This window comes from Ruegeria sp. CDSC021, from assembly GCF_059610845.1.
The window spans coordinates 189,440-215,598 of the sequence record NZ_JBXWOK010000004.1 but is presented as its reverse complement, the minus strand read 5'-3'; the positions used below and the strand labels follow the sequence as shown (position 1 = coordinate 215,598).

30 protein-coding genes and 1 tRNA gene are annotated in these 26,159 nt (G+C 57.9%); 14 read left to right on the top strand and 17 right to left on the bottom strand.

All coding sequences use genetic code 11. The features are described 5' to 3' along the window. Positions 1-131 precede the first annotated feature (131 nt). Positions 132-851, top strand: coding sequence for a 1-(5-phosphoribosyl)-5-[(5-phosphoribosylamino)methylideneamino]imidazole-4-carboxamide isomerase (gene hisA / locus AC2FGB_RS09695; RefSeq protein ID WP_496693811.1), 720 nt, complete (start codon positions 132-134; stop codon positions 849-851). A 1-nt stretch (position 852) separates the two neighbouring features. Here hisA and AC2FGB_RS09690 read toward each other — a convergent pair whose 3' ends face one another. Further along, the gene (locus AC2FGB_RS09690; protein WP_496693812.1) at positions 853-1,245 is read right to left on the bottom strand and encodes a DUF302 domain-containing protein; all 393 of its coding nucleotides are present in this window, start codon (positions 1,243-1,245) and stop codon (positions 853-855) included. 170 nt (positions 1,246-1,415) lie between these two features. On the opposite strand from AC2FGB_RS09690, the gene hisF reads away from it, so the two are divergent. The 3 genes from hisF to AC2FGB_RS09675 all read left to right on the top strand — a co-directional run bounded on the left by hisF (position 1,416) and on the right by AC2FGB_RS09675 (position 3,119). Continuing rightward, positions 1,416-2,177 (top strand): imidazole glycerol phosphate synthase subunit HisF, encoded by a 762-nt coding sequence (gene hisF, locus AC2FGB_RS09685; RefSeq protein ID WP_271949509.1) that lies wholly within the window; start codon positions 1,416-1,418, stop codon positions 2,175-2,177. Then, positions 2,174-2,491 carry a phosphoribosyl-ATP diphosphatase gene (locus tag AC2FGB_RS09680; protein WP_496689697.1) on the top strand — a complete coding sequence of 106 codons (318 nt, stop codon included), beginning with the start codon at positions 2,174-2,176 and terminating at the stop codon, positions 2,489-2,491. The genes hisF and AC2FGB_RS09680 overlap by 4 nt, the downstream gene beginning before the upstream one ends. Positions 2,492-2,552: 61 nt before the next feature. Further along, complete coding sequence (locus AC2FGB_RS09675; RefSeq protein ID WP_496689696.1) at positions 2,553-3,119, top strand: hypothetical protein; 567 nt, start codon at positions 2,553-2,555, stop codon at positions 3,117-3,119. Between the two features lie 4 nt (positions 3,120-3,123). On the opposite strand, the gene AC2FGB_RS09670 is transcribed toward AC2FGB_RS09675, so the two are convergent. The 4 genes from AC2FGB_RS09670 to rlmB all read right to left on the bottom strand — a co-directional run bounded on the left by AC2FGB_RS09670 (position 3,124) and on the right by rlmB (position 5,418). After that, entirely contained in the window at positions 3,124-3,594 is a 471-nt protein-coding gene (locus tag AC2FGB_RS09670; RefSeq protein WP_496693813.1) for a CoA-binding protein, read from the bottom strand. 201 nt (positions 3,595-3,795) lie between these two features. After that, the gene (locus AC2FGB_RS09665; protein WP_271949503.1) at positions 3,796-4,242 is read right to left on the bottom strand and encodes a YHS domain-containing (seleno)protein; all 447 of its coding nucleotides are present in this window, start codon (positions 4,240-4,242) and stop codon (positions 3,796-3,798) included. 108 nt (positions 4,243-4,350) lie between these two features. Beyond that, positions 4,351-4,629, bottom strand: coding sequence for a hypothetical protein (locus AC2FGB_RS09660; protein WP_496689706.1), 279 nt, complete (start codon positions 4,627-4,629; stop codon positions 4,351-4,353). 15 nt (positions 4,630-4,644) lie between these two features. Beyond that, a complete protein-coding gene (gene rlmB, locus AC2FGB_RS09655; RefSeq protein WP_496693814.1) occupies positions 4,645-5,418 on the bottom strand; it encodes a 23S rRNA (guanosine(2251)-2'-O)-methyltransferase RlmB in 774 nt (257 codons plus the stop codon). 116 nt (positions 5,419-5,534) lie between these two features. Here rlmB and AC2FGB_RS09650 point away from each other — a divergent pair. Beyond that, a tRNA-Tyr gene (locus tag AC2FGB_RS09650) sits at positions 5,535-5,618 on the top strand. A 110-nt stretch (positions 5,619-5,728) separates the two neighbouring features. Here the strand turns inward: AC2FGB_RS09650 and AC2FGB_RS09645 are convergent. From AC2FGB_RS09645 to AC2FGB_RS09625, 5 genes are all read right to left on the bottom strand, one after another. Continuing rightward, on the bottom strand, positions 5,729-6,250 hold the full coding sequence (locus AC2FGB_RS09645) for a DUF2478 domain-containing protein (RefSeq protein WP_496693815.1): 522 nt from the start codon (positions 6,248-6,250) through the stop codon (positions 5,729-5,731). A 70-nt stretch (positions 6,251-6,320) separates the two neighbouring features. Further along, positions 6,321-6,986 (bottom strand): NnrU family protein, encoded by a 666-nt coding sequence (locus AC2FGB_RS09640; RefSeq protein WP_142636854.1) that lies wholly within the window; start codon positions 6,984-6,986, stop codon positions 6,321-6,323. A 105-nt stretch (positions 6,987-7,091) separates the two neighbouring features. Next, the gene (locus AC2FGB_RS09635) at positions 7,092-9,155 is read right to left on the bottom strand and encodes an ABC transporter permease (RefSeq protein WP_496677739.1); all 2,064 of its coding nucleotides are present in this window, start codon (positions 9,153-9,155) and stop codon (positions 7,092-7,094) included. Next, positions 9,152-10,201: a quaternary amine ABC transporter ATP-binding protein gene (locus AC2FGB_RS09630; protein WP_496693816.1), complete on the bottom strand. Its 1,050-nt coding sequence runs from the start codon at positions 10,199-10,201 to the stop codon at positions 9,152-9,154. The genes AC2FGB_RS09635 and AC2FGB_RS09630 overlap by 4 nt, the downstream gene beginning before the upstream one ends. A gap of 10 nt (positions 10,202-10,211) precedes the next feature. Continuing rightward, positions 10,212-11,162 carry an ABC transporter substrate-binding protein gene (locus AC2FGB_RS09625; protein ID WP_142636848.1) on the bottom strand — a complete coding sequence of 317 codons (951 nt, stop codon included), beginning with the start codon at positions 11,160-11,162 and terminating at the stop codon, positions 10,212-10,214. A gap of 386 nt (positions 11,163-11,548) precedes the next feature. Here AC2FGB_RS09625 and AC2FGB_RS09620 point away from each other — a divergent pair, with 386 nt between their 5' ends. Next, positions 11,549-12,211: a DNA-3-methyladenine glycosylase I gene (locus tag AC2FGB_RS09620; RefSeq protein WP_496693817.1), complete on the top strand. Its 663-nt coding sequence runs from the start codon at positions 11,549-11,551 to the stop codon at positions 12,209-12,211. 44 nt (positions 12,212-12,255) lie between these two features. Next, positions 12,256-12,942: a hypothetical protein gene (locus AC2FGB_RS09615; protein WP_271949488.1), complete on the top strand. Its 687-nt coding sequence runs from the start codon at positions 12,256-12,258 to the stop codon at positions 12,940-12,942. 3 nt (positions 12,943-12,945) lie between these two features. Here the strand turns inward: AC2FGB_RS09615 and AC2FGB_RS09610 are convergent, their stop codons facing one another. Beyond that, on the bottom strand, positions 12,946-13,350 hold the full coding sequence (locus tag AC2FGB_RS09610) for a c-type cytochrome (protein WP_496693818.1): 405 nt from the start codon (positions 13,348-13,350) through the stop codon (positions 12,946-12,948). Between the two features lie 91 nt (positions 13,351-13,441). Here AC2FGB_RS09610 and AC2FGB_RS09605 point away from each other — a divergent pair, with 91 nt between their 5' ends. Next, positions 13,442-13,879: a DMT family transporter gene (locus AC2FGB_RS09605; RefSeq protein ID WP_271949483.1), complete on the top strand. Its 438-nt coding sequence runs from the start codon at positions 13,442-13,444 to the stop codon at positions 13,877-13,879. On the opposite strand, the gene AC2FGB_RS09600 is transcribed toward AC2FGB_RS09605, so the two are convergent. From AC2FGB_RS09600 to AC2FGB_RS09590, 3 genes are all read right to left on the bottom strand, one after another. Further along, positions 13,863-14,549 carry an ABC transporter ATP-binding protein gene (locus tag AC2FGB_RS09600; RefSeq protein WP_496693819.1) on the bottom strand — a complete coding sequence of 229 codons (687 nt, stop codon included), beginning with the start codon at positions 14,547-14,549 and terminating at the stop codon, positions 13,863-13,865. The two genes, AC2FGB_RS09605 and AC2FGB_RS09600, sit on opposite strands and share 17 nt — an antisense overlap. Continuing rightward, positions 14,542-15,837, bottom strand: coding sequence for a lipoprotein-releasing ABC transporter permease subunit (locus AC2FGB_RS09595; protein ID WP_496693820.1), 1,296 nt, complete (start codon positions 15,835-15,837; stop codon positions 14,542-14,544). The genes AC2FGB_RS09600 and AC2FGB_RS09595 overlap by 8 nt, the downstream gene beginning before the upstream one ends. Before the next feature lie 63 nt (positions 15,838-15,900). Continuing rightward, positions 15,901-16,983 (bottom strand): DUF6492 family protein, encoded by a 1,083-nt coding sequence (locus tag AC2FGB_RS09590; protein ID WP_496693821.1) that lies wholly within the window; start codon positions 16,981-16,983, stop codon positions 15,901-15,903. Positions 16,984-17,230: 247 nt separating this feature from the next. Between AC2FGB_RS09590 and AC2FGB_RS09585 the strand changes: the two genes are divergently transcribed. Next, positions 17,231-17,590 (top strand): hypothetical protein, encoded by a 360-nt coding sequence (locus AC2FGB_RS09585; protein WP_496693822.1) that lies wholly within the window; start codon positions 17,231-17,233, stop codon positions 17,588-17,590. Here the strand turns inward: AC2FGB_RS09585 and AC2FGB_RS09580 are convergent. Continuing rightward, positions 17,587-18,477: a glycosyltransferase family 2 protein gene (locus tag AC2FGB_RS09580; protein ID WP_496693823.1), complete on the bottom strand. Its 891-nt coding sequence runs from the start codon at positions 18,475-18,477 to the stop codon at positions 17,587-17,589. The two genes, AC2FGB_RS09585 and AC2FGB_RS09580, sit on opposite strands and share 4 nt — an antisense overlap. Next, complete coding sequence (proS, locus tag AC2FGB_RS09575; protein ID WP_496693824.1) at positions 18,461-19,801, bottom strand: proline--tRNA ligase; 1,341 nt, start codon at positions 19,799-19,801, stop codon at positions 18,461-18,463. The genes AC2FGB_RS09580 and proS overlap by 17 nt, the downstream gene beginning before the upstream one ends. 167 nt (positions 19,802-19,968) lie before the next feature. On the opposite strand from proS, the gene AC2FGB_RS09570 reads away from it, so the two are divergent. The 5 genes from AC2FGB_RS09570 (at position 19,969) to AC2FGB_RS09550 (ending at position 25,756) form a co-directional block, all read left to right on the top strand. Next, positions 19,969-21,333, top strand: coding sequence for an FAD-dependent oxidoreductase (locus AC2FGB_RS09570; protein WP_271949472.1), 1,365 nt, complete (start codon positions 19,969-19,971; stop codon positions 21,331-21,333). Then, a complete protein-coding gene (locus AC2FGB_RS09565) occupies positions 21,333-22,307 on the top strand; it encodes an isopenicillin N synthase family dioxygenase (RefSeq protein WP_496693825.1) in 975 nt (324 codons plus the stop codon). The genes AC2FGB_RS09570 and AC2FGB_RS09565 overlap by 1 nt, the downstream gene beginning before the upstream one ends. Positions 22,308-22,398: 91 nt before the next feature. Beyond that, complete coding sequence (locus AC2FGB_RS09560) at positions 22,399-23,472, top strand: AI-2E family transporter (RefSeq protein WP_142636822.1); 1,074 nt, start codon at positions 22,399-22,401, stop codon at positions 23,470-23,472. Further along, complete coding sequence (locus tag AC2FGB_RS09555) at positions 23,473-24,162, top strand: P-loop NTPase family protein (RefSeq protein ID WP_281972741.1); 690 nt, start codon at positions 23,473-23,475, stop codon at positions 24,160-24,162. A 49-nt stretch (positions 24,163-24,211) separates the two neighbouring features. Beyond that, the gene (locus AC2FGB_RS09550; RefSeq protein ID WP_496693826.1) at positions 24,212-25,756 is read left to right on the top strand and encodes a Ppx/GppA family phosphatase; all 1,545 of its coding nucleotides are present in this window, start codon (positions 24,212-24,214) and stop codon (positions 25,754-25,756) included. Between the two features lie 3 nt (positions 25,757-25,759). On the opposite strand, the gene AC2FGB_RS09545 is transcribed toward AC2FGB_RS09550, so the two are convergent. Further along, the gene (locus tag AC2FGB_RS09545; RefSeq protein ID WP_496693827.1) at positions 25,760-26,131 is read right to left on the bottom strand and encodes a hypothetical protein; all 372 of its coding nucleotides are present in this window, start codon (positions 26,129-26,131) and stop codon (positions 25,760-25,762) included. Positions 26,132-26,159: the final 28 nt, after the last annotated feature.

Below are 26,159 nucleotides of genomic sequence, written 5' to 3'. Positions count from 1 at the left end.
ATCCTCCCTATTTGACCAGCAGTCTGGCGCGCTGGTGGACGTGGGGCAAGATTGACTTTGCGTCGCGTTGCATCCCCTGCCCTGCCTGTGCGATATCCCGCCGGGAAAACAGCGATTCAAGGCCTGACAACATGATCCTCTATCCTGCCATCGACCTCAAAGACGGACAGGCCGTGCGCCTGCTGCGCGGAGAAATGGACAAAGCGACCGTGTTCAATGAAGACCCCGCCGCCCAGGCCCGTGCCTTTGTCGACGCGGGGTGCGAATGGCTACATCTGGTTGACCTGAACGGTGCATTTGCCGGTGAGCCGGTCAACGCCGCCCCAGTCGAGGCAATTCTGAAGGAATGCAACGTTCCCGCCCAGCTTGGTGGCGGTATCCGCGACATGGTCACCATTGAAACCTGGATCGACAAAGGTCTGGCCCGAGTGATTCTGGGCACAATCGCGGTTGAGAACCCGGATCTGGTGCGCGAGGCGGCCAAAGCCTTTCCCGGCAAAGTTGCCGTTGGCATTGATGCCCGCAACGGCATGGTCGCGACCAAAGGCTGGGCTGAAGAGACGAATGTACAGGTCACTGATCTGGCGCGCAGCTTCGAAGACGCTGGCGTTGCTGCAATCATCTATACCGATATCAACCGCGATGGCGCGATGCAGGGCCCTAACATTGAGGCCACCGCGGACTTGGCCCGTGCCGTATCGATCCCGGTGATCGCGTCAGGCGGCGTCAGCTCATTGGATGATCTGATTGCTCTGCGTGATTGCGGTGTGGAATTGAACGGCGCGATTTCCGGCCGGGCGCTGTATGACGGCGCGATTGACCTGGCAGAGGCCATTCGCGCCCTGACCTGATTTACTGCGCGGCAGCCGCAGTCAGCTTTGCCAGCGCCCCGCGCATTTTCTCGATGATGGGAGAGTTTTCGACCGCGTCGAACTCATCCATCGTCTCTTTTGGATCTTCATAGATCAGCCAAACCTGACCGTCGGCATCTTCATACGCTTGCACCTTGAGCGGCAGGAACAGTCCGGCACGCGGGTCGATCTGCATTGCAGGCGTACCTAGCGCAGGATTGCCGAAAATCAGCACCTGATTGGGCGGGATAGGCGTTCCGACCTTTTCAGCTCCGGCGGCGTGGTCGATCCGCGCAAAAACCGTTGCACCCGCGTTGCCAATCGCCGCCTCAAGCGCGTCCAGCGCCTGGGTCACCGATTTGTCGGTCTTCATCTTGATGATATCGTCAGCCATTGCGGCAGCTGCTCCTGCGAAAATGAAAGTGGTTGCTAAAAAGAGTCTACGCATCTCATTGATCTCCTGATGAATTGGGGACAGTTTTCACAGGTTCCAGAGTTGTGACAATCACAAGTCTGGCATCGGCGGGGCTTTGCCGTTAGAGGTGCGCCAACAAAGGACGAGAGATGCTGAAAACCCGTATCATACCCTGTCTGGATGTCGCCGATGGCCGCGTTGTCAAAGGTGTTAACTTTGTTGGCTTGCGCGATGCGGGTGACCCGGTGGAATCCGCCAAGGCCTATGACGCGGCAGGCGCTGACGAGATTTGCTTTCTGGACATCCATGCCACCCATGAAAACCGGGGGACCATGTTCGATGTGGTGCAGCGCACAGCGGAACAGTGCTTTGTACCCCTGACCGTTGGCGGCGGCGTGCGGACCAAGGAAGACGTGCGCGCTCTGTTGCTGGCCGGTGCAGACAAGGTCAGCTTCAACTCGGCGGCAGTGGCAAACCCGGATGTGATCGCCCAAGCCGCCGATCAATTCGGCAGCCAGTGCATCGTCTGTGCCATCGACGCCAAGACCGTCAGTCCCGGCAAGTGGGAAATTTTCACTCATGGCGGACGCAAGCCCACCGGCATCGACGCGGTTGAGTTCGCCAAAACCGTCGTCGCCAAGGGCGCGGGTGAGATTCTGCTGACTTCGATGGATCGCGATGGTACCAAAGCCGGGTTCAACTTGCCGCTGACACGCGCCATTTCGGATGCTGTGAATGTACCAGTGATCGCCTCGGGCGGGGTTGGAACTCTGGATCATCTGGTCGAAGGCGTCACCGAAGGCGGTGCCAGCGCTGTCCTTGCCGCATCGATCTTTCACTTCGGCGAATTCACCATCCGCGAGGCCAAGGAACACATGGCTGCCGCTGGCATCCCGATGAGGCTGACATGAGCATTCTGCACGACCTGGCCCAAACGATTGAGGCCCGCAAAGGGACGGATCCTGAAGGCAGCTGGACCGCCAAGCTGTTGGCCAAGGGCCCCGAGAAATGCGCCGAGAAATTCGGCGAAGAGGCGGTTGAGGCCATCATTGAGGCGGTCAAGGGCGACCAGGCCAAGCTGACCTCAGAGGCGGCGGATGTACTGTATCACCTGCTGGTCATGCTGGCCGCGCGCGATGTGGCGCTGGATGATGTGTTGGCCGAACTGGTCCGGCGTCAGGGCACCAGCGGCATCGCGGAAAAGGCCGCGCGACCCAAGGGGTGACGCAGGTGTTGTCGATCCTTTATTCTGATCCTGACAGGTTCGCAGGTCAAAGGGCGCGCAGATGATCAGAGCTTTGGTATTTGGACTGGCGCTAGCCGTTCTGGGGTCCTGCGCAATTGCCCCGCCGTCCACCAGTGATGAAGTTCAGCGCCTGGCGTCTGAAATCCGCAACCTCGGGCCTGACATCGACCCTGAAGAGGCCAACCGCGCCGCGCGCATTGCCTATGCCTACACCGATCAACTGGCCCAGGAATATCAGATCACCGACCCGCCACTGATCCACAATGCCAAAGTCAACAAGGGCCTGAAGCCGCGCGGACTGTGTTGGCACTGGGCCGAGGATATCGAACGGCGGCTGGATCAAGAAAACTTCCGGACGCTGGAAATGCACCGCGCCATCGCTAATGCCGACAACCCGTTCCGGATCGACCACAGCACTGCAATCATCAGTCGCAAAGGCGAGACAATGTATGACGGTGTTGTGCTGGACCCCTGGCGCTATGGCGGCGTGCTGTACTGGACGCCCTTACCACAAGACACGCGCTATGACTGGGTTCCGCGCGAAGTGGTTCTGGAAAAGCGGCGTTTGGAACAATTCGGCGAACTGCAACCATATCTCGGTGAATAACCGCTCAGAGTTTCGACGAAATCATTCCGGTGGCAAAACCACCCATGCGCAATTCGCCAAACAAACGCTGATATTCGATCTTCGGGCAGCGGTTCATCACGACATCCACCCCGCGCACCTGCGCTGTAGCCGCAGCCGGGGCATGTTCTATTCCAATCTGCATCCAGATTGTGCGCAGATTGGGAAACGCCTCCAGCGCCGCGTCCACTATGGGTGGTACAGCTTCGGATCGGCGAAAGATATCGACCATGTCTACCGGTTCGGAAATCTCGGATAGCGACGCACGGATTGTCTGGCCAAACAGCATCTTGCCCGCATGGCCGGGGTTAACAGGGATCACTTTGTATCCCTTAAGCGACAAATACCGCGCCACATAATAGCTGGGTCGCACCGGATTCATCGACACGCCCGCCACCGCAATGGTTTTGGTACGCTTTAGAATCCGGGTCAGGAATTCATCGGAATATTCAGTCATTTGTGCACCCTAGTCGCCCTTTCCAAAAGAAAAAAGCGCCCAGGAATACCTGAGCGCCAGTTGTTGGAACGAGGGACAGTGAAATGACCCGCGGCAGTTCCGTTCCGCGGTCACTGTGACATTTAAGCATGAGTTCAGAGAAAAAAAGAGGTAGCGCGCAATTTTGTGATGACAGATCAGAAAAAAACGACCGCCGCCCTGTTATTCATACAGAACGCTTGGCCAATGCGCCTCGGCCTCGCGGATATAAGCTGCGGTATCGCGTTGCCAGATGCGCTCGATTTCTGGCGAGTGGGTCAGATATAGCCGACCGTCAATCACCTGCCAAATAGTCGGATCGGTGCTGACAAGCTCTCCTTGCGCCATTGCGAAGGCGCAGTATCCGCCGAACTGAGGTGCATAGGCACGCGGATTCATCTCAAACGCGTCCCGATTCTCAGCGGTGGCAAAGTGCCATTCGGCGCCTTTCCACATAACCGCATATTCAGGCTGACCCCGAACAGGCGTTTCGCCATTGAAATAGGACACCGCATCATATCCGGCCATAGCTGCACCGTCCGTCCGATAGAAGACGGGCAGATCCTGCGCAAACGCAGGAAGAGCAATCACACAGGCGGCAATCGCGCCAAAAAGGAAACGTCTGTTCATGGTCATCGGATCACAAATAGAAACTCAGGGTATCAAGATGCAATTTATTATCGCAACTGAAACCCCTTTTAACGCGCTTGTGAACATTCGAACCGTCAACGCCAGCCTTTAGTCGAAAATGTCCTCGATCACATCCCAGGCTTCATCCAGCACCCGTGAGAAAACGCCTTTTTTCTTCTTCTTTTTGCTCTTGTAGGGACGATCCTGCTTGGCTGTTTGACGGTTCGCCTTGGCATCTTCCAGTTTGCGCTTTGGCATCATCTTGAGGTTATGCAGCGGGGCACCGCAGCTTGAACAACTGAGCTCTTGGCGCTGCGTGCCTTTTAGAACAAGCGCTGCCCGGGTCCCACAGTAACAGCAGGTCGCAATTTTGGATGGCGTGGAAATGGCGTTCTCCTGTCGTTATCTTTGCCTAGAAGCATATAGGGCAATCGCCGCCGCATTTGAGACATTGAGAGAACCAAACCCGCCCACAGCGTCAATTTTGACCAACTTGTCGACTGTTTCTTTGGTTTTTTGCCTCAGGCCCGGTCCCTCTGCGCCTAACACCAATGCCACTGGCTGGTCCGGGTTACCTCCCAAGGCGGCCTCGATCGTGTCGTCCGCCTCTCCGTCCAGTCCTAGGACCAGAAACCCCATTCCCTGCAACTCGACAATGGCATCAGCCAGGTTACGCACCCGCAGATAGGGTTGACGTTCCAGTGCGCCGCTGGCGGTCTTGGCCAGCGCGCCAGTTTCCGGCGCCGCGTGATGGCGCATACCGACAACAGCGCTGGCTCCAAGAACCTCAGCTGACCGTAGAATCGCTCCGACATTATGGGGGTCGGTTACGCGGTCTAACAAAATGACGCGCGGATGTTCGCGCCCGATGCAGTTTTCCGCCAGACCACCCCATTCCAAAGGCTTAACCTCAAGGGCCGCGCCCTGATGAACCGACCCCGGGTCGATCGGAGCGGAAAATTTGCGTGGATCAACCATCTCGGGCTCAATGCCTGCAAATTCAATGGCTTCCACCAGCTTGTCCCGCGCATTCCGCGTCACAATCAGGTGCAATTTAGTGCGGTTTGGGTTCATAAGCGCATCCCGCACCGCGTGCAGACCAAACAGCCAAACAGTTTCGGATGCAGCAGCTTTGCGCGCCTGTTCTTTTTCGACGACCCACTTGGGTTTCTTCATTTCTTTGGCCTCCGGGCCGCGAATTCGGTTTCCTGCGTCAAAGCAGTATTTTCCTGTTGACGCTCCTTTAGAGCGCTAGTAATCACGCCTCCACGTCAGGTGCAACGCCTGACAGTGGGCGACAGGCCGCAAGGTGTGGCAGGGGACTGTAACTCCCTCGCGGAGACGCACGCCTGGTTCGATTCCAGGGTCGCCCACCATTTTCTTCCAGACATCCAGCAAGCTTTGCCAGCGCGGGTGATGGATGGCTGATCACACAGCACCATGTAGAAATTGGCAGGACCAATGGCCCCGCCTTATGACCGTTCTGTCAGGCGGCAGCTTCACGTTGCGCAGTGACCCGGTCAAACCAGGCCAAGATCGCCTCAAGGTCGGGCTCAATCTGCTCGGCACCGCCGCCCGTAAATTCTTCGAATTTGGCCGTGTTCAAACCGTTCACCCCGACAAGAACCGGAATGTCCTGCGCCAGTGCTTCAGCGATGACCGGGCGAAAACCGCGCCCATCCGCCTCGTGCTTGCCGAACTTGTTAACGATCAGCAAATGGGGATTCTCTGCCAGCGATGCCGTCACATATCCAACTGCCCGCTCAAGTGCCGCAGGGTCCAGACGGCAGCCGCGCGACTGAGTACCCAAAGACTGCGAAATCCGGATGGTCTCGCCCTCGGGCAGGATACGGACGTCCATGTCGCACTTGCTGCTGTCGGCGCATTCGGTGTTGGTTTGCACCACACCCGCCAACTGCGCATCTGCGGCCAAAAGGCGATCCGCAGCCGCGCTCAGCAGACGGTCGGTTGCACCGCGGTCGGTGGTCGTAACATAGGCGAGGTACATGCAAATCCCCTTGTCGCAACAATTCGAAACATCAAATAGCACGCACGACCCGCCCCGACCACCACTCAGCTTATGGCAGCGGAGACAATCCGATCACCGGTTCGTGTAGGTGAAGCAGGATTGCAAATGCCGCCAGCGCTACAAACCCGATCCAAACAGGCGGCCAAGGGCGTGGCGCACGCAAAGAAAACCTTGCAGTGTTGCGCGATAGCCGACCCCATTCAGCACCCATCTGACGGGACTTGCGTCGATCAATCAGCGGCAGCCCCATCGCAGCAAATACCGCAAACAAACCGAACAAAATCACGTGGGACAGGCTACCATTGGCCAGCAGATGAGCGACAGCCCACACCAACAGCGCCACCAAAACCGGGTGGCGCGTGGTGCGCAGAATGCCGGGCTTTTCCGGATCGAACGGGCGCTGGCCCAGGCCACCAAATGAAAACGGGTTCTGGATCGTCAAGCCCGCAACCGCGAGCCAGCACACAACGGGCATCATCAGAACGGGAATCCAGCGGAATATCCAAATGGGTGGGATCACCTCGACATACGGGGCTTGCGCTGCAGCGATGATCAACCAACCCAGAACCAGCAGAGACAAGATGGAATAAGCCACGAAATACCCGCGCCGTCCGAACGTAGTGATCAGACGATCGCGCACAGCGGGGCGCGCTGGTATCGCATGGGTCGCCAGAAACGCTATCAGTGCAGCAAAGAATAGGGGCCAGCCTGCCATGGTAGTCTCCGATCATTTGCGCCAGGTTTAATCACCGGCGCCGGAACGTCCTTGCCCGAAATCAAATGAGGCAGAGAGGCGGTTGTTCCGCCTTTCTGCCGATGTTTACAGGCCCAGCGCCTTGCGACGTTCCTCGGCAAAGCCCTGCACGATGCGGTCAGCTATCAGCGCAAGGATAGCCATCGCCGCCCCTGCTGAAATCCCCAACCCCACATCCGCCTGGCCCAGCGCCAGGTAGATCGACTGGCCCAGACCGGTGGTTCCGATCAGCGCAGCGATCACCAGCATGGCAAAGGCGTAAAGGATGGTCTGGTTCAGACCCAGTAAGATAGTCGGCGCAGCATAAGGAGCGCGCACGTCACGCATGATCTGCCACTCGGTCGCGCCACTAGAGATGGCGGCCTCCATCATCTCATCCGGTGTGTTGACCAGCCCGTGCCGTGTGTAGCGGATCATCGGAACAACGGCATAGGCGCAGATTGCCAGAAAGGCCGAAAACTCGCCGATCTGAAACACCATCAGCACAGGAATCAGGAACACGAACAGTGGGATCGTCTGCAACATGTCACAGACGGGGCGGACCACCTTCCAAACAGGCAACCAGACCGCACTGGCAAGACCAATCACACCACCGACTACGGCACAAGAAAACACCGCAGCACCGCTCAGATACAGCGATAACAGCGCGCGTTCCCACAGGCCCGAGACAAGAATGGTACAGAGCAATCCGACCGAAAGCGCCGCCAATCGCCAGCCCCCTGCCACCCACCCCAACGCGGCGGCGGCAGTCAGAACGAAAGGCCAGGGCAGATTGGCAATGCCGGTTTCCAGCATCCCGATCAGGATCAGCATCACAAGCCCGCCGGTCAGGTGTCCGCGCCATGCCATTAGCACAGCAATCGCTGCGGCGGCGGCGAACAGGCCATAGCTCATCACGGGCGTCCACTGAAAACCCCATGTGAACGGCAGCACGGCCTGGTCCAAACCAATCCGAAGCGGCAGCAGCACATAGAACAAAGAGTTGTTCTTGAGCGCGTCAAGCCACGGCCCATTAGCCTGGGTAAACGCCGTCAGCCCGCCGTCAATCACCCCGGCCAGCGGGTCGAGAATGGTCAGTTCGGACGGGTTCGGCAGCCTGGTCCAAAAGGCAGCGGTGAACAGCACGGCAACGCCAATTACTGCCCAGGCGACACGCTGGTCATAGCGTTTACGTTCGGTCGCCAGCGTCCCGCTCATCCGGTCGATGACGACGGCAAAGACCACGATCACCAGACCGGCCATCAAGGCTTCGCCGAACTGTGCCTTGCGCATGGTCAGAAGAACCTCCCAACCGATATCGTTGAAGCCGCCAATGACGGCTGCGATGATAACCATCGACAGCGCAGCCATTAGGCACTGGTTCACACCGACCATGATCTGCGTGGCTGCAGCCGGGATCTCGACCTGAAACAGCTGTTGAAACCGCGTGCCGCCGGACATGATGGCAGCCTCTTTGATTTCCGGTTCGACCCGCTCCAGCCCCAACATCACGTTGCGCGCCATCGGAGGGGCCGCATAGATGGCCGAGGCGATCAGCCCAACCACAGGACCGAAACCAAACAGCAGCAGCAGCGGCGTCAGATAAGCGAATGTCGGCACGGTCTGCATCACGTCCAGCACGGCCTGCACAAATGACTTCACGCGCGGAACTTCGTTGGCAAGGATACCGATAGCTCCGCCCATGATCAGCGCAACCGGCACGGAAACGGCCACTAACGCTAGGGTGTTCATACTTTCGGCCCAATAGCCCGATGCCAACACAAAGCTAAGGCCCACAAAGCCCAGCGCCGCCATCGGCAAGCCGCCCAGATACCAACCCAGCGCAGTCACCAGACCGATCAGGATGGGCCATGGCGTATTGCCGAGAACAAAGTTGGCCCAGTTCATGGGATAGGCCATGAGATCGGAAAACAGCCGCGCCACCGGTTTGATCCCGTTCAGGAACCAGTCCAGAAACGTGCCGACCCATTGCGTTGCAGGCAGTTCCCAGCCTGCGGGCCATTTGACCAGCCAGGGCGCGACGCCTTCCAGCGCCAGACACAACGCACCGACGATCACTGTGATCAGTGCGGCGCGCGCGCCAATGCTCAGGCGCGCCTGCGGCACAGAAACTTCCGTCGCTACAGTCATGTTTCATCAACCTGCAGGGCGGCGGCCAGATCGGACGGATGAACCGTTCCGACGATGTTACCATCGGCATCCCTGACGGGCACCGGTTCATATAACTCCATGCAATGCGCCAATGCAGCGTCCAATGTCATCGAGGTTGTCAGGCCAGGGTCATCTGGTCCCCGCTCTCCGTCTTGGCGCATGACCGATGCGACCTTGGCATGCTGACCCTTGGCGACATCCTTTGAAAACTCTCGCACGTAATCATCCACCGGGCGCAGTACGATATCGGTGGGTGTACCGATCTGGACTATCTTGCCGTCGCGCATGATGGCAATCCGGTCGGCCAGTTTCAGCGCCTCTTGAATATCGTGGGTGATGAAGACGATGGATTTCTGCAACGTCGCCTGAATGCGCAGGAATTCATCCTGCAACTGACGGCGGATCAAGGGATCGAGGGCCGAGAATGGTTCGTCCAAAAACCAGATATCGGGGTTCACGGCCAGAGACCGGGCAATCCCGACACGCTGCCGCTGACCACCCGAAAGCTGACGCGGGAAGCTGTCTTCGCGCCCCTCCAGACCGACCAACGAGATCACCTCCTGCGCACGGGCCTGCCGCTCTTTGCGGCTAACACCCTGAACACGCAGCGGATAGGCGACGTTTTCGGCAACGGTCATATGCGGGAACAGGCCGAAATGCTGAAATACCATGCCCAGCTTTTTGCGGCGCAGCTCGGTCATGGCTTTCTTTGACGCGCCGATGACGTTCTCGCCATCCACACGGATTTCGCCACCCGTGCCCGACAAAAGCTGCGAGATACAGCGGATCAAAGTGGACTTGCCCGATCCGGACAGGCCCATGATCACAAACAGCTCGCCCTCCTTGACCTCGAAATTGGCATCCTGAACGGCGGGGATGAACCCGTTTTCCCGCAGATCGGCAGCGGCTTTGTTAGCGTCATTCCCTGACCGAGACAGCGCGTCGGTCAGGGCTTTGTCAGCGCCGGGGCCAAACACCTGCCAGAGATTCTGGCAGGCGATGGCTGGCGAATTTACGTCAGTCACTGATGTCAGCTCACTGCGTTGCCGCGTCGACAACAGGGCGCCATTTGCCTTCGTTTTCAGCCATCCAAGCGGCGACGACCTCTTCGACGGAACCACCATCAACGTCGATCGCACCCATCATCGGCTGCTGATCTTCGACCGCCAGCTGATAGTTGGTCAGGATTTCATAGGCTGCGGGCCATTTGTCTTCCATGCCGCTCCAACCCGCCTTGAAGATGCGCGACGGCGAGAAATCGCAATCGTTCACAGCGTTCGGGTTCGGGCCCCAAGCGGGATCGGTGAAACAGGCGTCTTCCCCGGCTGGCAGTTCGACGAATTGCACATCATAGGCCGACATGGCCCAATGCGGCTGCCAGAAGGTGATCAGCAGCGGCGAGTTGCGCTCGGTCGAGGCCCGAAGCTCGGCTATCAAAGCCCCCTCGGAACCTGCGGGAACCGCTTTGAACGGCAGATCCAGGCCCACCATACGGTCAGCGCCGGGCGTACCCCAATCAGCCGGGTAATCGACCAGACGGCCCCCGGGCAGCGTTTCGGCCGTCGCAAATACCTGCGCGCAGTCCTTCAGCGCTTCCCATGCGGGCAGGCCGGGACACAGATCAGCCACATGCGCGGGATAGGCGATGCCTTCTTTGGCGTCGAGGCCCAGATCGCCGATTTCAACGACGGTGCCTTCGTCAATCTTCTTGGCATATTCATCCGATACGTTGGACGACCAGATTTCCAGGGTCGCGTCGATGTCACCATCGGCCAGCGCCTGGAACTGATTCATCATGCCTGCGGTCACATATTCCACATTGTATCCGGCAGCTTTCAGCATCTCACCCGCGACATGGGTGGTCACGTGCTGGCCAGTCCATTCGTTGATCGCCAGTTTGATCGGCTGATCCACGGCCCCCATCTCGGCGGCATAGGCAGAGCCTGCAACGGTCAGCGCCATCAGGCTTACACTCAGTTTTTTCATTGATTTTCTCCCTGCAATATTCGTTTTGCCCGGTCCGGCGCGCTGTTACGCGCCAGTCGGCTTGTCATGTGACAAATCCATGTCGCAACATGCACAAAAACTGGCGAAGAAGGGAAGCAGACAGTTCGGCGCGGCACGGAATAACTCGCCCCTTTGCCCAAGTGTTTCCCCTCTTTCAGCATCATGCTAGGCGCCCGCGCCCACTGCATTTCCCCAGCATTGCGGTGCGGATATTGATTGACGAGTCAATCACAAACTAGAATCACCCACTTTGTCGAGCATTTCTTTTGGGCTTGGGATGTTTTTTTACCTTGGCAGGCATGTGTCCCGGGCCACCTTGCAACACCGACCGCAAAACGCGACGCTAGGTTTGGAGGATTCTGCAGATGCGCCATTTCGACGAGATTTTCGCCATAGCCGCCAGCCGTCACGGCGGGACAGATGCCCTGAGCAACAAGCTTTCCAAACCCAAAAGCCCTGCGGAACTGGCTGAAATGCCCGAAGATCGCTGGCTGTCGATTATCACGAAATGCATCTTTCAGGCCGGGTTTAACTGGAAGGTCATCGAAAACAAATGGGACGGGTTCGAAACCGCTTTTGACGGGTTCGACATTGGACGCTGCGCCTTTATGGATGACGAAAAGTTCGATGCTCTGCTGCAGGACACTCGAATCGTGCGCAATGGCACCAAGATCGCCACGGTCCGCGACAATGCTGCCTTTTTGCTGGAACTGCGCCAAGAAGGTGGCATCGGAAAGATTCTGGGAGGGTGGCCTTCGGATGACTATGTCGGTTTGCTGAACATGCTGAGCAAGCGAGGGTCGCGTCTGGGTGGCGCATCGGCGCAATATGCAATGCGATTTGCGGGGCGTGACAGTTTCATCCTGTCACAGGATGTGACCGCACGGCTGGTGGCCGAGGGCGTGGTCGATAAGCCGCCGACATCGAAAAAGGCCATGGCCTCGGTTCAAGCGGCATTCAACACATGGATGGAACAGTCCGGGCGATCTCTGACGGAAATCAGCCGCGTCCTGGCAATGAGCCTGTAAAAAAACCATTTGCACACGAGTGCTGCCAGAATAGATTTTTTGTCATGTTGCGCCTCATTTTGATGACGTCCCTTTTGGTATTCACCGCTTGCGGTCGCCCCCTGACTGATCAGGAGGCTGCTTTTACCCGCACACTTCAGGGTGATACGCTGAAACTCAACAAAGTGCGGTTGGTCGAAGGCGCACCAGTTGCGCCAATAACTTTCTATCGTAAAGATCGGTCACGCCTTGCTTGCCGCGAACGCATTTTGCCCGCCCCGCAGGAAGGTATCGTGACCGCAAAACCCGCAGCGGTGGCCCTATTCAACAAAGTCTATTTCACGCGGGACTGGTATCTGGACGACTACATGTCCGAATTCCCGGATCGGATGAGCCTGATCGCGGCGATGCTGTTGGGTCATGAACTGACCCATGTCTGGCAATGGCAAAACCGCAAGAAAACCGGATATCACCCGCTGCGCGCCGCAGCCGAGCATGGCGGCAACAGCGACCCCTACCAATTCGATCTGGAGAGCTCGCCTGATTTCCTGTCCTATGGGTTCGAACAGCAGGGCGCCATTGTCGAGGAATACATTTGTTGCCGGGCGCTGGATCCTTCGGCACCCCGCACCAGACGTCTGCACGAGATGCTGGGCGCACATTTCGATCTGGCTCCGCTACGTGGTGACAAGCGTGAAAGCGCAGTGGTCATCCCCTGGGCCGATGCCGAGATCGAAGGAATCTGTCGGTGACGTTCAGTCGGCCTGCAGCGTCTGCAGATAAGCCACCAGATCCACGATCGGCTGGCTGGTCAGGATCGGCTGCCCATCTGGTGTTTTCATCGCCGTATCCTGCCCTTCGAAATACGGTCCATAGACTGGCATCGGGCTGCCATGGCTGACCAGCGGGTCTCGTCCATCTATGCGCGCCACAACACGAGCGGTCGGGAATACCCCTTCGCTGCTTGCAAGCCGCGTCAGGTCAGTTGGCTGAATAACAAGGACGCCTGCCATTGGACCATATCCCGTCGCGTCGATCCCGTGGCAGGTTGCACAATAATGCTGGTACAGCTCGGCGCCGGTATCTGTATCCTGCGCGCTGACCTGAGACGCCGTCACAAACGCCGCTATCGATAGCGCCCCTATTGCCTGTCTGATCATCACATCCTCCTGTCAGATTTGACATTTTCAGGCTTGCCCGTGCCTAGGCTTGGCGCAATGATCCAGATCAACGAGGCAATAGGAAAACCGCATGACACAATATGCTGCTATTATGCTTGTGGCTGGAATTGGGGTTCCGATCCTTGCCGCGTTGAATGCCGCATTGGGCAAATTGATCGGGTCGCCAACAACAGCGGCTGTGGTCCTGTTTGCGATAGCCTTTGCATCAAGTGCAGCGTTGATGGTGGTTTTTCCCGGCTTTGGAGCCCTTTCAAAAATTGCCGATGCCCCCAAGCACCTGCTTCTGGCCGGTGTGCTTGTCGCCTTTTATGTTCTGTCAATCACCCATGTTGCGCCACATTTTGGGGTCGGCAACGCGGTGTTCTTTGTCCTTCTTGGGCAACTCGTCAGCACTGCAGCCATCGACCACTTCGGCTTGTTTGGCGCGCAGGTCACCCCGCTGACATGGGTTCGCGCAAGCGGTATCGCAGTGATGGCTGCAGGCGTTGCCATCACTCAACTGGCCTAAGCGCGCCTCCGTCCAGCCTCAGTGTTCGGTCCATCCGGGCGGCAAGCTGCATGTTATGTGTGGCGATCAGAGCCGAGAGCCCCTCGTTCCGCACCAAAGCCATCAATGCGTCAAAAACCTGATCCGAGGTTTCAGGGTCCAAATTGCCTGTCGGCTCATCCGCAAGAAGAACCCGAGGTTTGTTGGCCAATGCGCGGCAGAAGGCCACGCGTTGCTGCTCACCGCCAGACAGGGCGGCCGGCCGGTGATCGGCGCGCGCGGCGACGCCGACATGATCCAGAAGGGACATCGCCCGTTCCTGGGCTGCCCTTTCGGACACGCCATTGGCCAGCTGCGGCAGTGTGATATTTTCCAGCGCGGTGAATTCCGGCAACAGATGGTGGAACTGATAGACAAAGCCGACATCCTGCCGCCGCAAGGCAGTACGTGTGCGATCACCTTTCCCCGTCACGTTCTGGCCCACGACCTCAACCGATCCTGTGTCGGGTGTGTCCAACAATCCGGCAATATGCAACAGCGTCGACTTACCGGCACCAGAGGGCGCCACAAGAGCCACGGCCTCGCCCGCACGCAGGTCCAAATCGACACCGCGCAATACCTGAACCTCACCCGGCTTACCTTTGAGATAAGTCTTGGTCAGACCGGCCAATCGCATCATTACATCACTCATAGCGCAGCGCCTCAACAGGGTTCAGCCGCGCCGCGCGACGGGCGGGGAAATAGGTGACCAGAAATGACAGGCCCAGAGATAGGCCAACAGCCTTGAGCACATCCGACAGATGCAGTTCAGCTGGAAGCGCATAAATACCGCGGATGGACGGATCCCAAACACCGCCCCCCATTACAAAGTTCACAAAGCTGAAGATCGGGTCGATATAGATCGCAAAGAGACAGCCCAGCACCACGCCCAACCCAGTGCCGATGATCCCGGTAAACGCGCCGCAGATAAAGAACACGCGCAGGATCGAGCCTTCGCTCAGCCCGATGGTGCGTAAGATGCCGATGTCTCGGCCCTTGTTTTTCACCAGCATGATCAGACCCGAAACGATGTTCATCGCGGCGATCAGAACCAGGATCGACAGAATGATGAACATGACATTGTCTTCCACCTCAAGCGCACGCAGGAACCCGCCCGAGGCATCCTGCCATGTCCAGATCTGACTGCGCTCACCTGCGGCCTCAAGGATGGGGATCAGGATCGGCGTCAACTCTTCGGGGCGGTCGACCATGACCTCGATCTCATCGGCCACGCCCTCGCGGTTGAAAAAACCCTGCGCCTGTTCGAAGGGCATATAGACCCGCGTCCGGTCGATGTCATAACGCCCGGCCGAAAACACATAAACCACCTGATAGGCATTCACCCGGGGAGAGGTGCCAAACGCGGTCTTCACCCCATTGGGCGAGGTCAGCTTGATGGTATCGCCCACCGTCGCCCCGATGCTGCGCGCGACACCTGAACCTATGGCAATGACGTCCTGGCCGTTCTGAAACATCGACAGATCACCAACCGCCTGTTCGCTTTCGGCGACACCTGGCAGTTCCAGCAAATCTTCGGGCTGGATGCCAAATACCTCAACCCCGCTGCTGCGGTCGCGATTGGTGATCAGAACCTGACCTTTCACCAAAGGTGCTGCACGCTGAACGCCTGGAACCTGAGCGATCCGGTCGGCCATGTCCGTATAATCCGCAATAGTGCGATCGACCTGCCCCTGCGAAGTGAACTCACCCGATGAATACACGGTCACATGGGCGTTAGCCCCCAGAATGGTTCCGACAAATTCGGACCGGAAACCGGACCTGACGGCCAATGTGGCGATCAGCGCAAACACTGCCAGGGTAATCCCGATCAGCGAAATCCATGTCATCACGCTGACGCCACCTTCAGCACGGCGCGCACGCAGGTATCGCCAAGCGATTTTCCACTCAAAAAGCGCAAATGGCGGTGGTGTCTTGGCCATGTCTGCTCCGCTGGTTTTGTTTTGTGGCGACCCTCTCGGCAATTCGACCGGGGGTCAAGCCGGTTATCCGCCCACTTCGACTTGCCCCGTCAAAGCAGCGGTTCTGTTCAAGGCGGCCTCGGCGATGGAACGATCGCAGATACCGCGGCTTTCCAGCTCGTGAAACACCCGGTTTCGAATGTCGGCGGGCAGCTTGTAAAGCGCTCTGTTATGCAAGCCTAGGGTCAGAGTTTCCGGATCGTCCAGGCGGGAAAGCTCATCGGTCAGTTTCTGCGCCGAAAAGGATGGCCACAGCCCTATGCTAGTGTTTCCCGAGGGTTCGAACCAAGGCGCAAAACCGACTTCGGATTTCAGACAAAATGCATTCAACAACATAAACTCAGACGGGCGTCTGCGAGAGGCAAATAGCGACTGAACCGATCCGTGGCGCGCATTTATCTCTTGCAGCAGATCCAGGATCAGCGACCGGCGCACAGGATAAGGCGTTGCGAAATTTGTTGTCTGCAGGCCGTCCGTTTCCGGTATCGACGCGCCCAGCGCATCAAAGCTCTGTTCCAGCCAGCGTCTGTGATAATCGCTGTTCACACCGATAAACGGAATCCGCGCCGCACCACTGTCCGAGAAAAACTCGGCCTCCTGAAAGGGGCGCAGAAACAGGTTCTTGGTGTCCAGTATCACAATGTTTTCTGTCGAGGCAGCCCGAGCAGATCCCAATTTCAACACCTGCTGTGTCCGGTATCCGTTGTTGCCACGCCATCCACCCTTGCGCGCGCCCGGAATGCGGTATCGGTTTTCGACCAATATCCTGTCCGAGATCGACCGGCGCGCGCATTGCCCAGGAGCCAGCAAAACGTCATCGCCGCTCAGGACTTCAACTTTGGGTCGCAACGGACCGTAAGAAGCCAAAATCGGTTCCACCATCGCGCGCAGTGCCGGTTCGTCCACATCGTTCATGATCACCCGGATCGAGCCGACCTGATCAGGGTCAACAAATCGGGCAAAAGACAATGCCTGCAATTCAAGCAAGGGGAAGTCTTTGGAATAGACGACGGTTGTGAAGCTCAGCAAACCGTGGATCCTTTTGTGATTTTCGGCCCGTGTATCAGCAAATTGCAGGTGATCCAATTCCGCAAGAAATTCAACCATCGGCGAATCAGGTCGGGGTTTTTCAAAATACGGATGATTTCCACATGCCGCATTATACCCTTGGTTGTGAAGCCCTTCACAGACAGCACCGCATTGTTTCAGCTATGAAGTCAATGTGAGCATTCAGGGTGAAACTGCACTCAAAATGCAACATTTTAGGCGCAATATTATTTCGCTTTTTGATTATTTAAAGAAACTTTGTCACCCTACTTTGTGGGGGAATTCATTTCCAGAGCGGGGGTCGCTCATGAATATTCGTACTGAAACAGAACTACCGGGCGCAATTTCGGCCCGGAAACTATCTACAGAAATTGATTGCGAGACCGCAGCACTGCTGCGCGCGGCGATACGCCCGATATTTTCCGGTGCCGCAAGCTGGGGCAATCTGACGGATATCCTGAAAGATAAAGGGTACCATTTGGCGTTTCGACAGGGGCGGTTATGTATCACCGATCGCATGACTGGCGACCGTGTTTGCGGAATACGCTTTCTGGGGTTCGAATTTAAGGACCTGGTCAATCGCTTGGGCCGTCCGATCGTTGTTCCACGCGGATCCGAGGCTGATGGTGATCTGCTATCCGTCCGACCGACTGCGGCAGGCCACTAATAGCGCCGCCAAAACTGTACGGATCGGCGGGCCGTTTTCCATAGGCTATGGCGTGCCGCCAGTTTGATCCCGTCTGGGGTATCTGGGCGCCGCAGTAATTCGATCATCAGATTGGCAGGCATGTGTCCGCGGCGGTAGAACCGGAAGAAATCCTGTTGGGTCAGGGTCCGCGCTGCATTGAAACCTGAATAGAATTGAACCCAGACACGGGCATAATCCTCGGCGGTTTTGACAATGTCGCTGGTTACGCCCCTGCCCCAGAACATGGAAACAGGCTCATCCGTGCGCTCTCCCTGATATCCGGTAGCGACAAGCCTCAGCATCAGGTCATAATCCGCAGCCACCCGAAACTGCGTGTCATGCCCGCCAAGCGCCTGAAACACATCCCGCCGCAGCAACACCGAATTATGGCAGAACGGCATCCGCTGCAGGATCGCTTTGAGCGACATGCGCTTTTCCCGACTTTCCGAACCGTCCTCGTATTTGCGCAGGGTCGAGCCATACAGGAAATCCGGTCGAGATTCGGCAAGCTGGTCGGCAAGGGTGTTCAAAATGCCATCCGATGCCAACGAGTCATCCGAGTTCAGGAACAGCAGATATTCACCCTGTGCAGCCTCGGCGCCTTTGTTCATGGCATCATACAGGCCAGTATCAGGCGCGCTGATCACGCGCGTTCGTGGTGCACCTGCCGTCAGCTCTTCCAGAAACGCCACCGTGCCGTCATTCGATGCGCCATCCTGAATGATATGTTCGGCCCGGTCGCAACTCTGCCGGGCCATACAGGCTATGACTTCGCGGAAACTGTCCTGCCGCCCTTGGGACAGAAGGTTATATGTCGCCGTGATGACCGAGATCAGCGGCGTGTCGGTTTCAGGCAATGCGCTCATAGATCTCGGCGATCTTGGTGACGGCGGCTTCGGGGCTCAACTCTTCGCTTTCGCCTGTGCGGCGGCAAGTCAGTTCCACCACACCGTTCTTCAGGCCGCGCGGGCCGACCGTGATCCGCCAAGGCAGGCCGATCAAATCCATCGTGGCGAATTTACCGCCTGCCCGTTCGTTACGGTCATCATAAAGTGGCTCCAACCCCAGCACGGTCAGCGCGGCATAGAGTTTTTCACAGGCTGCGTCCGCTTCGTCATCGCCTTGTTTCAGGTTCACGATACCGCAATGGAACGGGGTCACGCCCTCTGGCCAGATGATGCCCTTGTCGTCATGGCTGGCTTCAATGATCGCGCCAACCAAGCGGCTGACACCGATGCCGTGGCTACCCATATGGACCGGAACCGGTTTGCCATCGGGGCCTTGAACGGTTGCCCCAAGAGGTTCGGAATATTTTGTGCCGAAATAAAAGATCTGGCCAACTTCGATCCCGCGCGCCACGCGGCGCCGATCTTCCGGCACCTGATTGAACAGCGCCTCGTCATGCGTCTCGTCGGTGCGGGCGTATTTTGAAGTGAACTCTTCCAGAATAGACTGACATTGATCACGGTCGTCATAGTCAATCTGACGGTCGCCAAATGTCAGGTCGGTGACGGCGCTGTCATAGAATACCTCAGACTCGCCGGTTTCAGCCAAAACTAGGAATTCATGCGTATCGTCGCCACCGATTGGGCCGGAATCGGCGCGCATCGGGATCGCCTGCAAGCCCATGCGCTCATAGGTGCGCAGATATGTAACCAGGTGGCGGTTATAGGCGTGCAGCGCATCCTCTTTGGTCAAGTCGAAATTATAACCGTCCTTCATATAGAACTCGCGGCCCCGCATCACGCCGAAACGCGGACGGATTTCATCGCGGAATTTCCACTGGATCTGATAGAGCGTCAGCGGCAGGTCCTTGTAACTACTGACATGACCCCGAAAAATGTCGGTCACCAGTTCCTCGGCAGTCGGGGTAAAAAGCATGTCCCGGTCATGCCGGTCTTTCATTCGCAACATTTCCTGGCCGTAGTCGTCATAACGTCCGGATTCGCGCCACAGATCTGCCGATTGCATGACAGGCATCTGAATGGCGATGTGACCCGCTCGCGCCTGTTCTTCGTGCACGATGTTTTCCAGCTTGCGCAGAACTTTGAACCCCAGCGGGAGCCAGGAATAGATCCCAGCAGCGGCCTGCTTGATCATGCCCGCGCGCAGCATCAGCCGGTGGCTGACGATCTGAGCCTCGGAGGGGTTTTCCTTGAGAACGGGCAGAAAGTAACGGCTGAGGCGCATGGCTTGACCTTTAGAGGTAAAATTCGACTTCAAAGGTGATTATGCCAAAGCCCCGCCGGGGGCAATCACGCATTGGGATTTTACGACCACGGGCCTGTCGGTTTTTTGATTGACCCGCCAGTCAGCTGCGTCAAATGTGGCGGCAATGTAAAGTCACCGAGGCGCCCATGCAGACCATTCAAGAACCCGCCCGTCAGATCCCGGTTGTGCACAGCACAGATGTTCTTGTCGTAGGCTCTGGCCCTGCAGGTCTGGCCGCAGCGCTGGCGGCCGCACGAGCCGGGGCCGAAGTGTCGCTGGTCGACCGCTTCGGCTGCATGGGCGGCAATATCACTGCTGTCGGCGTTGAAGGCTTTGCTTGGTATCGCCACGAGCAAACGGTCGAGGCTGGCGGCATCGGCATGGAGTTCGAAACCCGCGCCAAGGAAATGGGTGCGGCGGTGCCAGAAAGTCAGTCGCTGAGTTATGAGTTGGACAGCGAAGGGTTCAAATTGGTCGCCGACAAACTGATCGAAGAGGCCGGTGTGCATCCGATGCTGCACCGGCAATTCGTGGCTCCGATCATGGACGGCGACCGGATCACCGGCATCATCACCGAATCCAAAGCCGGGCGCGAGGCGATACTGGCGAAGGTTGTCATTGACGCTACAGGGGACGCAGATGTCGCCCATCGCGCCGGTGCGCCCACGCACAAGACCGCACGCGAAGACATGATGGCGGCCTCGGTCATGTTCCATCTGGCGGGCGTCGACAAGCGCGCCTTTATCGAAGGCGTAAAGGCCGACCCCCAGACCTATAAGGATTGGGGCGGTGGCGGCGAATGGAACATTGAGACTAGCGGTAAAGAGGACGACATGTACTCGCCCTTTGTGCACAAACCGTTCCAGCAGGCGATTGATCAGGGGCTGATCCCGGCACATCTGAACACCATCGCGGGCACTTGGGGCGCGATGCATGACACCGGTGAGCTGACCTATATGAACCTGATTCATCTGGCCGAGATCGATGGCACCGATCCCGACAGCATGACCCGCGGTGAGATCGAAGGGCGGCGTCAGTCAATGCTCGCCATCGAGGCGCTGCGCCGGTTCATGCCCGGGTGTGAGAACGCCCGGCTGCGGAATTTCGGGATGACCATCGGCATCCGCGACACCCGCAAGATCGACGCGGTGTACAACATGACCGAGGATGACGCCCGCCATCAGGGCCGGTTCGAAGACACCATCGGCATCTATCCCGAATTCATCGACGGCTATGGCATTCTGATCCTGCCCACGACTGGTCGGTACATGCATATCCCCTATCGGTCGATGCTGCCCAAAGGGATCAGAGGCTTGCTGGTCGCGGGCCGGTCACATGGGGCGGACCGGGTTGCCCATGCGGCGACGCGCAACATGGCTTGCTGTGCGGTCATGGGTCAGGGCGCGGGGATTGCTGCGGCGCTTTCACTCAAAAGCAACCAAGACCTCGATAAATTGAACCTTGCCCCGGTGCATAAAGAACTGGCACGGCAAGGCGTGAGGATACGCTGATGGACCACATCCCAACAATCGACATTGCTCCGCTGGGTGACTCCAGTCACCCCGATTTCAACGCAACCGTTCAGGCAGTCATGGATGCCTGCACCCGGATTGGGTTCCTGTCGATTACCGGCACCGGCGTTTCGCGGGATACCGTCAACAACATGCGCACTTGCGTCCGGGCGATTTTCGACATCGACGATGATGCGAAATGGGATCAGGCGATCACACGCGAGAATTATCGCGGTTTTATCCCGATGGGGTTTTTCACCCCGAATGACGGGTTGGGCAAAGCGGATAAATACGAAGGCTACAAGCTGCATTATCAGGTGGACCTGGATGCGCCCATCCGCCGAGATTGTGCCCTCTATGGCCCAAATATCTGGCCCCGCCATGTTCCACGGGCACAGGCAGTGATTCTGGATTACTGGTCAAAGCTGGACGGTGTCGCGCATATGCTGCTGGGCGCGCTGGAGATGGGATTGAAGCTACCTGCGAACCAGCTGCGCGCTGCGTTCCGCGACCCCATGACCAATATGACCTTGTTGCACTACCCCCCTCAGGCCCCGGACGAGGCCGGGTACGGCATCCACCCGCATAAAGACACGGATGCGCTGACCATCATCGCCCCGGACCCGGTCGGCGGGCTTGAGGTTCAGACCCGTGACGGAGGCTGGATAACCCCCGACTGCCCGCCGGGTGGGTTCGTCGTCAATATCGGTGACATGCTGGAGCTTTGGTCAGGTGGGCGCTTGAAATCCACGCCGCACCGGGTGGTCAACCGGTCGGGAAAAGAACGCTATTCCTTCCCATATTTCGCGGTGCCGCGTCATGATGTGGTTGTCGAACCGCTTTTACCGCCCCTGCCCGGCTTTGACAGGCCATCCGTGCATTGCGGCCATTGGTCGGCTGAAATCTGGCGCACCAACTGGCCCGATGAAACAGCGCATGACGCCACCCCTGAACTGGGCACGTTAAGCGACTAGCCCCGCGCGATTCTGGCGGGTCATGAAGCGCTTGCATCGTAGGGCCGCATACGCCAAGAACATTTGGACGTGCCGAAACAAGGGGACAGCCATGGCTTTGCCGGTAAGAGATCAACTCAGGTACTGGGGCATCGCCGCAGTGGTTATTGTACTGCTGTTGTGGGCACTTGGCGATGTATTGCTGCCCTTTGTAATCGGTGGCGCGATTGCCTATTTCCTTGATCCTGTTGCGGATAGGCTTGAAAAGCTGGGCCTGTCCCGCATGGCCGCTACCGGGGTAATCACGGTTGTCGGCGTTTTGGGTTTCGTACTGCTTATCCTGATGGTCGTTCCGGCGCTGATCACCCAGTTGATCGACCTGGTCGAGGTTATGCCCAGCCTTCTCAAGCAGCTAAGAGGGTTTATCGAACAGCAATTCCCGTCGCTTTTGGACCGCGAATCCAACACGCACCAGTTTCTGGTGTCCTTGGGAGAGACGCTTCAGTCCAAAACTGGTGATGTCCTGCAATCTGTCGCTGCGTCGCTTGGATCAGCCATCAACGTGGTGGTTCTGCTGGTGATTGTCCCAGTGGTCACCGTCTACATGCTGTTGGACTGGGACCGCATGATTGCTCGTATCGCAGAGCTTTTGCCCCGCGACCACGCCCCCACCATCAAGCGGCTGGCTGGTGAGATTGACAGCGTTCTGGCCTCATTTGTACGTGGAATGGGCACGGTCTGCCTGATCCTGGGCACCTATTACGCCGTCGCGCTGATGGCCGTCGGACTGCAGTTCGGGCTGGTCGTTGGGTTCATCGCCGGCTTGGTCACGTTTATCCCTTATCTGGGCGCCCTGATCGGGGGCTCACTGGCCATTGGTTTGGCACTTTTCCAGTTCTGGGGAGACTGGACGCAAATTGGGCTGGTCGCAGCGGTCTTTGCATTGGGTCAGGTGGCCGAGGGCAATTTTCTGACGCCAAAGCTCGTCGGCAGCTCGGTCGGGTTGCACCCGGTCTGGCTGTTGCTGGCATTGTCGGTCTTTGGCGCCCTGTTCGGATTTGTCGGGATGCTGATCGCCGTCCCGGTCGCCGCAGCACTTGGCGTTCTGGCGCGCTTTGCCACGTCGATCTATTTGGATAGCCGTCTGTATACTGGCCTTGTGGGTTTGGACCAGGAAGACGATTGAATGGCCCTACAGCTGAGCTTTGATCTACCGGCCAAGACTGCGCTGGGGCGCGAGGATTTTTTCGTCTCGCCCGCAAATGCGCTGGCCGTGGCCATGATCTCGGCTACCTCATGGCCGGGGAATAAACTGGTGCTCAGCGGTCCTGCAGGCGCGGGCAAGACACATCTGGCCCATGTGTGGGCGGCCGAGACCGGTGGTCGCATTGTGCAAGCCTCGCAGATTAAGCACGACGAGGTTCCTGACCTCGCCCAAACACCGATCGCAGTGGAAGATGTCCCCATGATTGCTGGCGATATCGACCAGCAGAAAACCCTATTCCATTTGCACAATCTTGTGTTGGCAGAAGGCCACGCCCTGTTGATGACCGGGCGCCTGGCGCCAAATTTCTGGCAGTTGCCCTTGCCTGACCTGCAAAGCAGGATCGAAGGCGCACATCACGTTGCGCTGGACCCGCCCGATGACGCGCTACTGGGCGCCGTGCTGGCCAAACTGTTCGTAGACCGACAGCTGAACCCCGGACCCGAGGTCATCGCTTACCTCGTCAAACATATGGATCGCCGTTTCGAAACCGCCGCCAGCACTGTGGCGCTGCTGGATCAACTGGCGCTGTCTGAGAAACGAGACATCACGCGGGCTCTGGCCGTACGAGTACTGAGTGCGGAACTGGAAGATGCCGAAACCAGCGATTGACCCGTCCCCGGTGATTTCGCATCTTAAGCCTGGAATATCTGGACGAGATATGGATCAAGCCGTAGATACCAACATTCCCGACTGGGGACCTTTCGGAAAGCCGTTGTTTGACAACCCCGAGGCCCGCGCCCTGTCGCGCGTCGGCGTTGTTGATGTAGGGTCGAACTCGGTCAGGATGGTGATCTTTGATGGTGCGGCGCGATCGCCTGCCTATTTCTACAATGAAAAAGTCATGTGCGAGCTTGGCGCGGGCCTGTCCGAGACCGGCCGCCTGAACCCGCTTGGCAGGATACGTGCCCTGGCTGCGTTGAAGCGTTTTTCCCGGCTGTCAGACGATCTGGGTCTGCCGGGGCTGCACGTCGTGGCCACCGCCGCCGTGCGAGAGGCCAAGGATGGCCCGGATTTTTGCGCCGAAGTTCAAGCGCTAACCGGGTTGACGGTCTCGGTCATCGACGGCGGGGAAGAGGCACGCCTGTCCGCTCAGGGCGTTTTACTGGGCTGGCCCGGTGCATATGGTCTGATCTGTGATATCGGCGGGTCCTCGATGGAGCTGGCCGAGATCGGTGGCGGAGACGTTGGTCGTCGCCTGTCGTCGGCCCTAGGTCCGCTGAAGCTGCGGGATATCAAGGGCGGTCGTCGCGCGCGCAAGGCGCAAATCAAGGAGACGATGGAAAACCTGCGCGACCAGATGGGCCCTCAGCGCGATCGTCTGTTTCTGGTGGGCGGAAGCTGGCGGGCCTTTGCAAGGCTCGACATGCTGCGCCGGGGATATCCCCTGAACGTGCTGCATGAATATCGGATGACGACGAAGCAGGTGCATCAAACCATCAAATTCATCGAAAAGGGTGACCCGGAAAAACTGCGCAGTCTGGCAGGCGTCTCGGGTTCTCGGATGGCGCTGATCCCTTATGCGATGGATGTGCTTGCGCGACTGGTGCGAACGTTCAAACCCAAGGACATTGCCGTTTCCAGCTATGGCATCCGCGAAGGCCTGCTTTACGAACAGATGCCACAAATCCTGCGCGATCGTGACCCTCTGATCGAAGCCAGCTATTTTTCCGAAGCCAAAGATGCCCGCCTGCCCGGGTTTGGCAAACATCTGTTCGAATTCGTCATGCCTCTGTTCAAATCCGCGCCGGCCGCGCGGGTCAGGCTGATCAAGGCTGCGTGTCTTTTGCACGATGTCAGTTGGCGCGCCCATCCGGATTACCGGGCTGAAACCTGCTTTGATTACGTAACTCGCGCCAACTTGGGCGGATTAAAGCATTCCGAACGGGTTTATATCGGGCTGGCCCTGCAGCACAGGTATCGCAACAAGCGTGAGGGCAACCGGTTTACCCCTCTCTATGACTTGTTGGGCGAAAAAGATCAGGAACAGGCCGAGATTCTGGGCAAAGCCATGCGCTTTGGTGCAATGCTGTGGATGCAGAACGAAGCCACGATGGGCACGCTTCGGCTATACCCTAAAAAACGTCAGCTAGAGCTGATTTTGCCCGAAGCCGCAGCCCCTCTCTTTAGCGAAGTGGCCGAAGCACGACTGAACTCATTGGCAAGCACGCTGAAATCCGAACCCCGCTTGATCATCAAAGGCTGACCCTCAGATATCAATCTCGCCTTCGGGCTCATTTTCGGGTTTTTCCGGCTCAACCTCGGGCTCGGGCGGCTTTTTGCGGATAATAATATCCCCGTTCGGCAGGAATTCCGGAGCCTCATAAACACTCCAGTCCTGTACTTCGGCGGCCAGTTCCGCCAGGGCCGGTCCCATTTCCTCAAAAAACGACTGCATCGCGGGGCCGAATTGATCTGCCAGCCCCAACAAATCTTCAAGCGCGGGTTCCATTTCCTGACGCAGCCCTTCAAAGAACAACTCAGCCCCTTGTTCCATCAAGGATTTGCCTGTGTCGTCCTCTGCCTGTGCCGGAACGCCCATGGCCGCTGTGACCACGCATATTGAAATGAACTTTTTCATGCTTCAGATATAAGTCGCCCACGCCGGC

What these genes read in the sequence shown, in the direction of transcription:
- hisA (WP_496693811.1), top strand. Translation starts at nt 132, where the DNA reads ATGATCCTCTATCCTGCCATCGACCTCAAAGACGGACAGGCCGTGCGC.
- AC2FGB_RS09610 (WP_496693818.1), bottom strand. Translation starts at nt 13,350, where the DNA reads ATGATCAGACAGGCAATAGGGGCGCTATCGATAGCGGCGTTTGTGACG.
- AC2FGB_RS09590 (WP_496693821.1), bottom strand. Translation starts at nt 16,983, where the DNA reads ATGGTTGAATTTCTTGCGGAATTGGATCACCTGCAATTTGCTGATACA.
- AC2FGB_RS09550 (WP_496693826.1), top strand. Translation starts at nt 24,212, where the DNA reads ATGGATCAAGCCGTAGATACCAACATTCCCGACTGGGGACCTTTCGGA.
- AC2FGB_RS09645 (WP_496693815.1), bottom strand. Translation starts at nt 6,250, where the DNA reads ATGTACCTCGCCTATGTTACGACCACCGACCGCGGTGCAACCGACCGT.
- AC2FGB_RS09555 (WP_281972741.1), top strand. Translation starts at nt 23,473, where the DNA reads ATGGCCCTACAGCTGAGCTTTGATCTACCGGCCAAGACTGCGCTGGGG.
- AC2FGB_RS09675 (WP_496689696.1), top strand. Translation starts at nt 2,553, where the DNA reads ATGATCAGAGCTTTGGTATTTGGACTGGCGCTAGCCGTTCTGGGGTCC.
- AC2FGB_RS09560 (WP_142636822.1), top strand. Translation starts at nt 22,399, where the DNA reads ATGGCTTTGCCGGTAAGAGATCAACTCAGGTACTGGGGCATCGCCGCA.
- AC2FGB_RS09640 (WP_142636854.1), bottom strand. Translation starts at nt 6,986, where the DNA reads ATGGCAGGCTGGCCCCTATTCTTTGCTGCACTGATAGCGTTTCTGGCG.
- AC2FGB_RS09570 (WP_271949472.1), top strand. Translation starts at nt 19,969, where the DNA reads ATGCAGACCATTCAAGAACCCGCCCGTCAGATCCCGGTTGTGCACAGC.
- AC2FGB_RS09690 (WP_496693812.1), bottom strand. Translation starts at nt 1,245, where the DNA reads ATGGCTGACGATATCATCAAGATGAAGACCGACAAATCGGTGACCCAG.
- hisF (WP_271949509.1), top strand. Translation starts at nt 1,416, where the DNA reads ATGCTGAAAACCCGTATCATACCCTGTCTGGATGTCGCCGATGGCCGC.
- AC2FGB_RS09665 (WP_271949503.1), bottom strand. Translation starts at nt 4,242, where the DNA reads ATGAACAGACGTTTCCTTTTTGGCGCGATTGCCGCCTGTGTGATTGCT.
- AC2FGB_RS09680 (WP_496689697.1), top strand. Translation starts at nt 2,174, where the DNA reads ATGAGCATTCTGCACGACCTGGCCCAAACGATTGAGGCCCGCAAAGGG.
- AC2FGB_RS09565 (WP_496693825.1), top strand. Translation starts at nt 21,333, where the DNA reads ATGGACCACATCCCAACAATCGACATTGCTCCGCTGGGTGACTCCAGT.
- AC2FGB_RS09600 (WP_496693819.1), bottom strand. Translation starts at nt 14,549, where the DNA reads ATGAGTGATGTAATGATGCGATTGGCCGGTCTGACCAAGACTTATCTC.
- AC2FGB_RS09670 (WP_496693813.1), bottom strand. Translation starts at nt 3,594, where the DNA reads ATGACTGAATATTCCGATGAATTCCTGACCCGGATTCTAAAGCGTACC.
- proS (WP_496693824.1), bottom strand. Translation starts at nt 19,801, where the DNA reads ATGCGCCTCAGCCGTTACTTTCTGCCCGTTCTCAAGGAAAACCCCTCC.
- rlmB (WP_496693814.1), bottom strand. Translation starts at nt 5,418, where the DNA reads ATGAAGAAACCCAAGTGGGTCGTCGAAAAAGAACAGGCGCGCAAAGCT.
- AC2FGB_RS09615 (WP_271949488.1), top strand. Translation starts at nt 12,256, where the DNA reads ATGTTGCGCCTCATTTTGATGACGTCCCTTTTGGTATTCACCGCTTGC.
- AC2FGB_RS09620 (WP_496693817.1), top strand. Translation starts at nt 11,549, where the DNA reads ATGCGCCATTTCGACGAGATTTTCGCCATAGCCGCCAGCCGTCACGGC.
- AC2FGB_RS09585 (WP_496693822.1), top strand. Translation starts at nt 17,231, where the DNA reads ATGAATATTCGTACTGAAACAGAACTACCGGGCGCAATTTCGGCCCGG.
- AC2FGB_RS09595 (WP_496693820.1), bottom strand. Translation starts at nt 15,837, where the DNA reads ATGGCCAAGACACCACCGCCATTTGCGCTTTTTGAGTGGAAAATCGCT.
- AC2FGB_RS09625 (WP_142636848.1), bottom strand. Translation starts at nt 11,162, where the DNA reads ATGAAAAAACTGAGTGTAAGCCTGATGGCGCTGACCGTTGCAGGCTCT.
- AC2FGB_RS09605 (WP_271949483.1), top strand. Translation starts at nt 13,442, where the DNA reads ATGACACAATATGCTGCTATTATGCTTGTGGCTGGAATTGGGGTTCCG.
- AC2FGB_RS09635 (WP_496677739.1), bottom strand. Translation starts at nt 9,155, where the DNA reads ATGACTGTAGCGACGGAAGTTTCTGTGCCGCAGGCGCGCCTGAGCATT.
- AC2FGB_RS09580 (WP_496693823.1), bottom strand. Translation starts at nt 18,477, where the DNA reads ATGAGCGCATTGCCTGAAACCGACACGCCGCTGATCTCGGTCATCACG.
- AC2FGB_RS09545 (WP_496693827.1), bottom strand. Translation starts at nt 26,131, where the DNA reads ATGAAAAAGTTCATTTCAATATGCGTGGTCACAGCGGCCATGGGCGTT.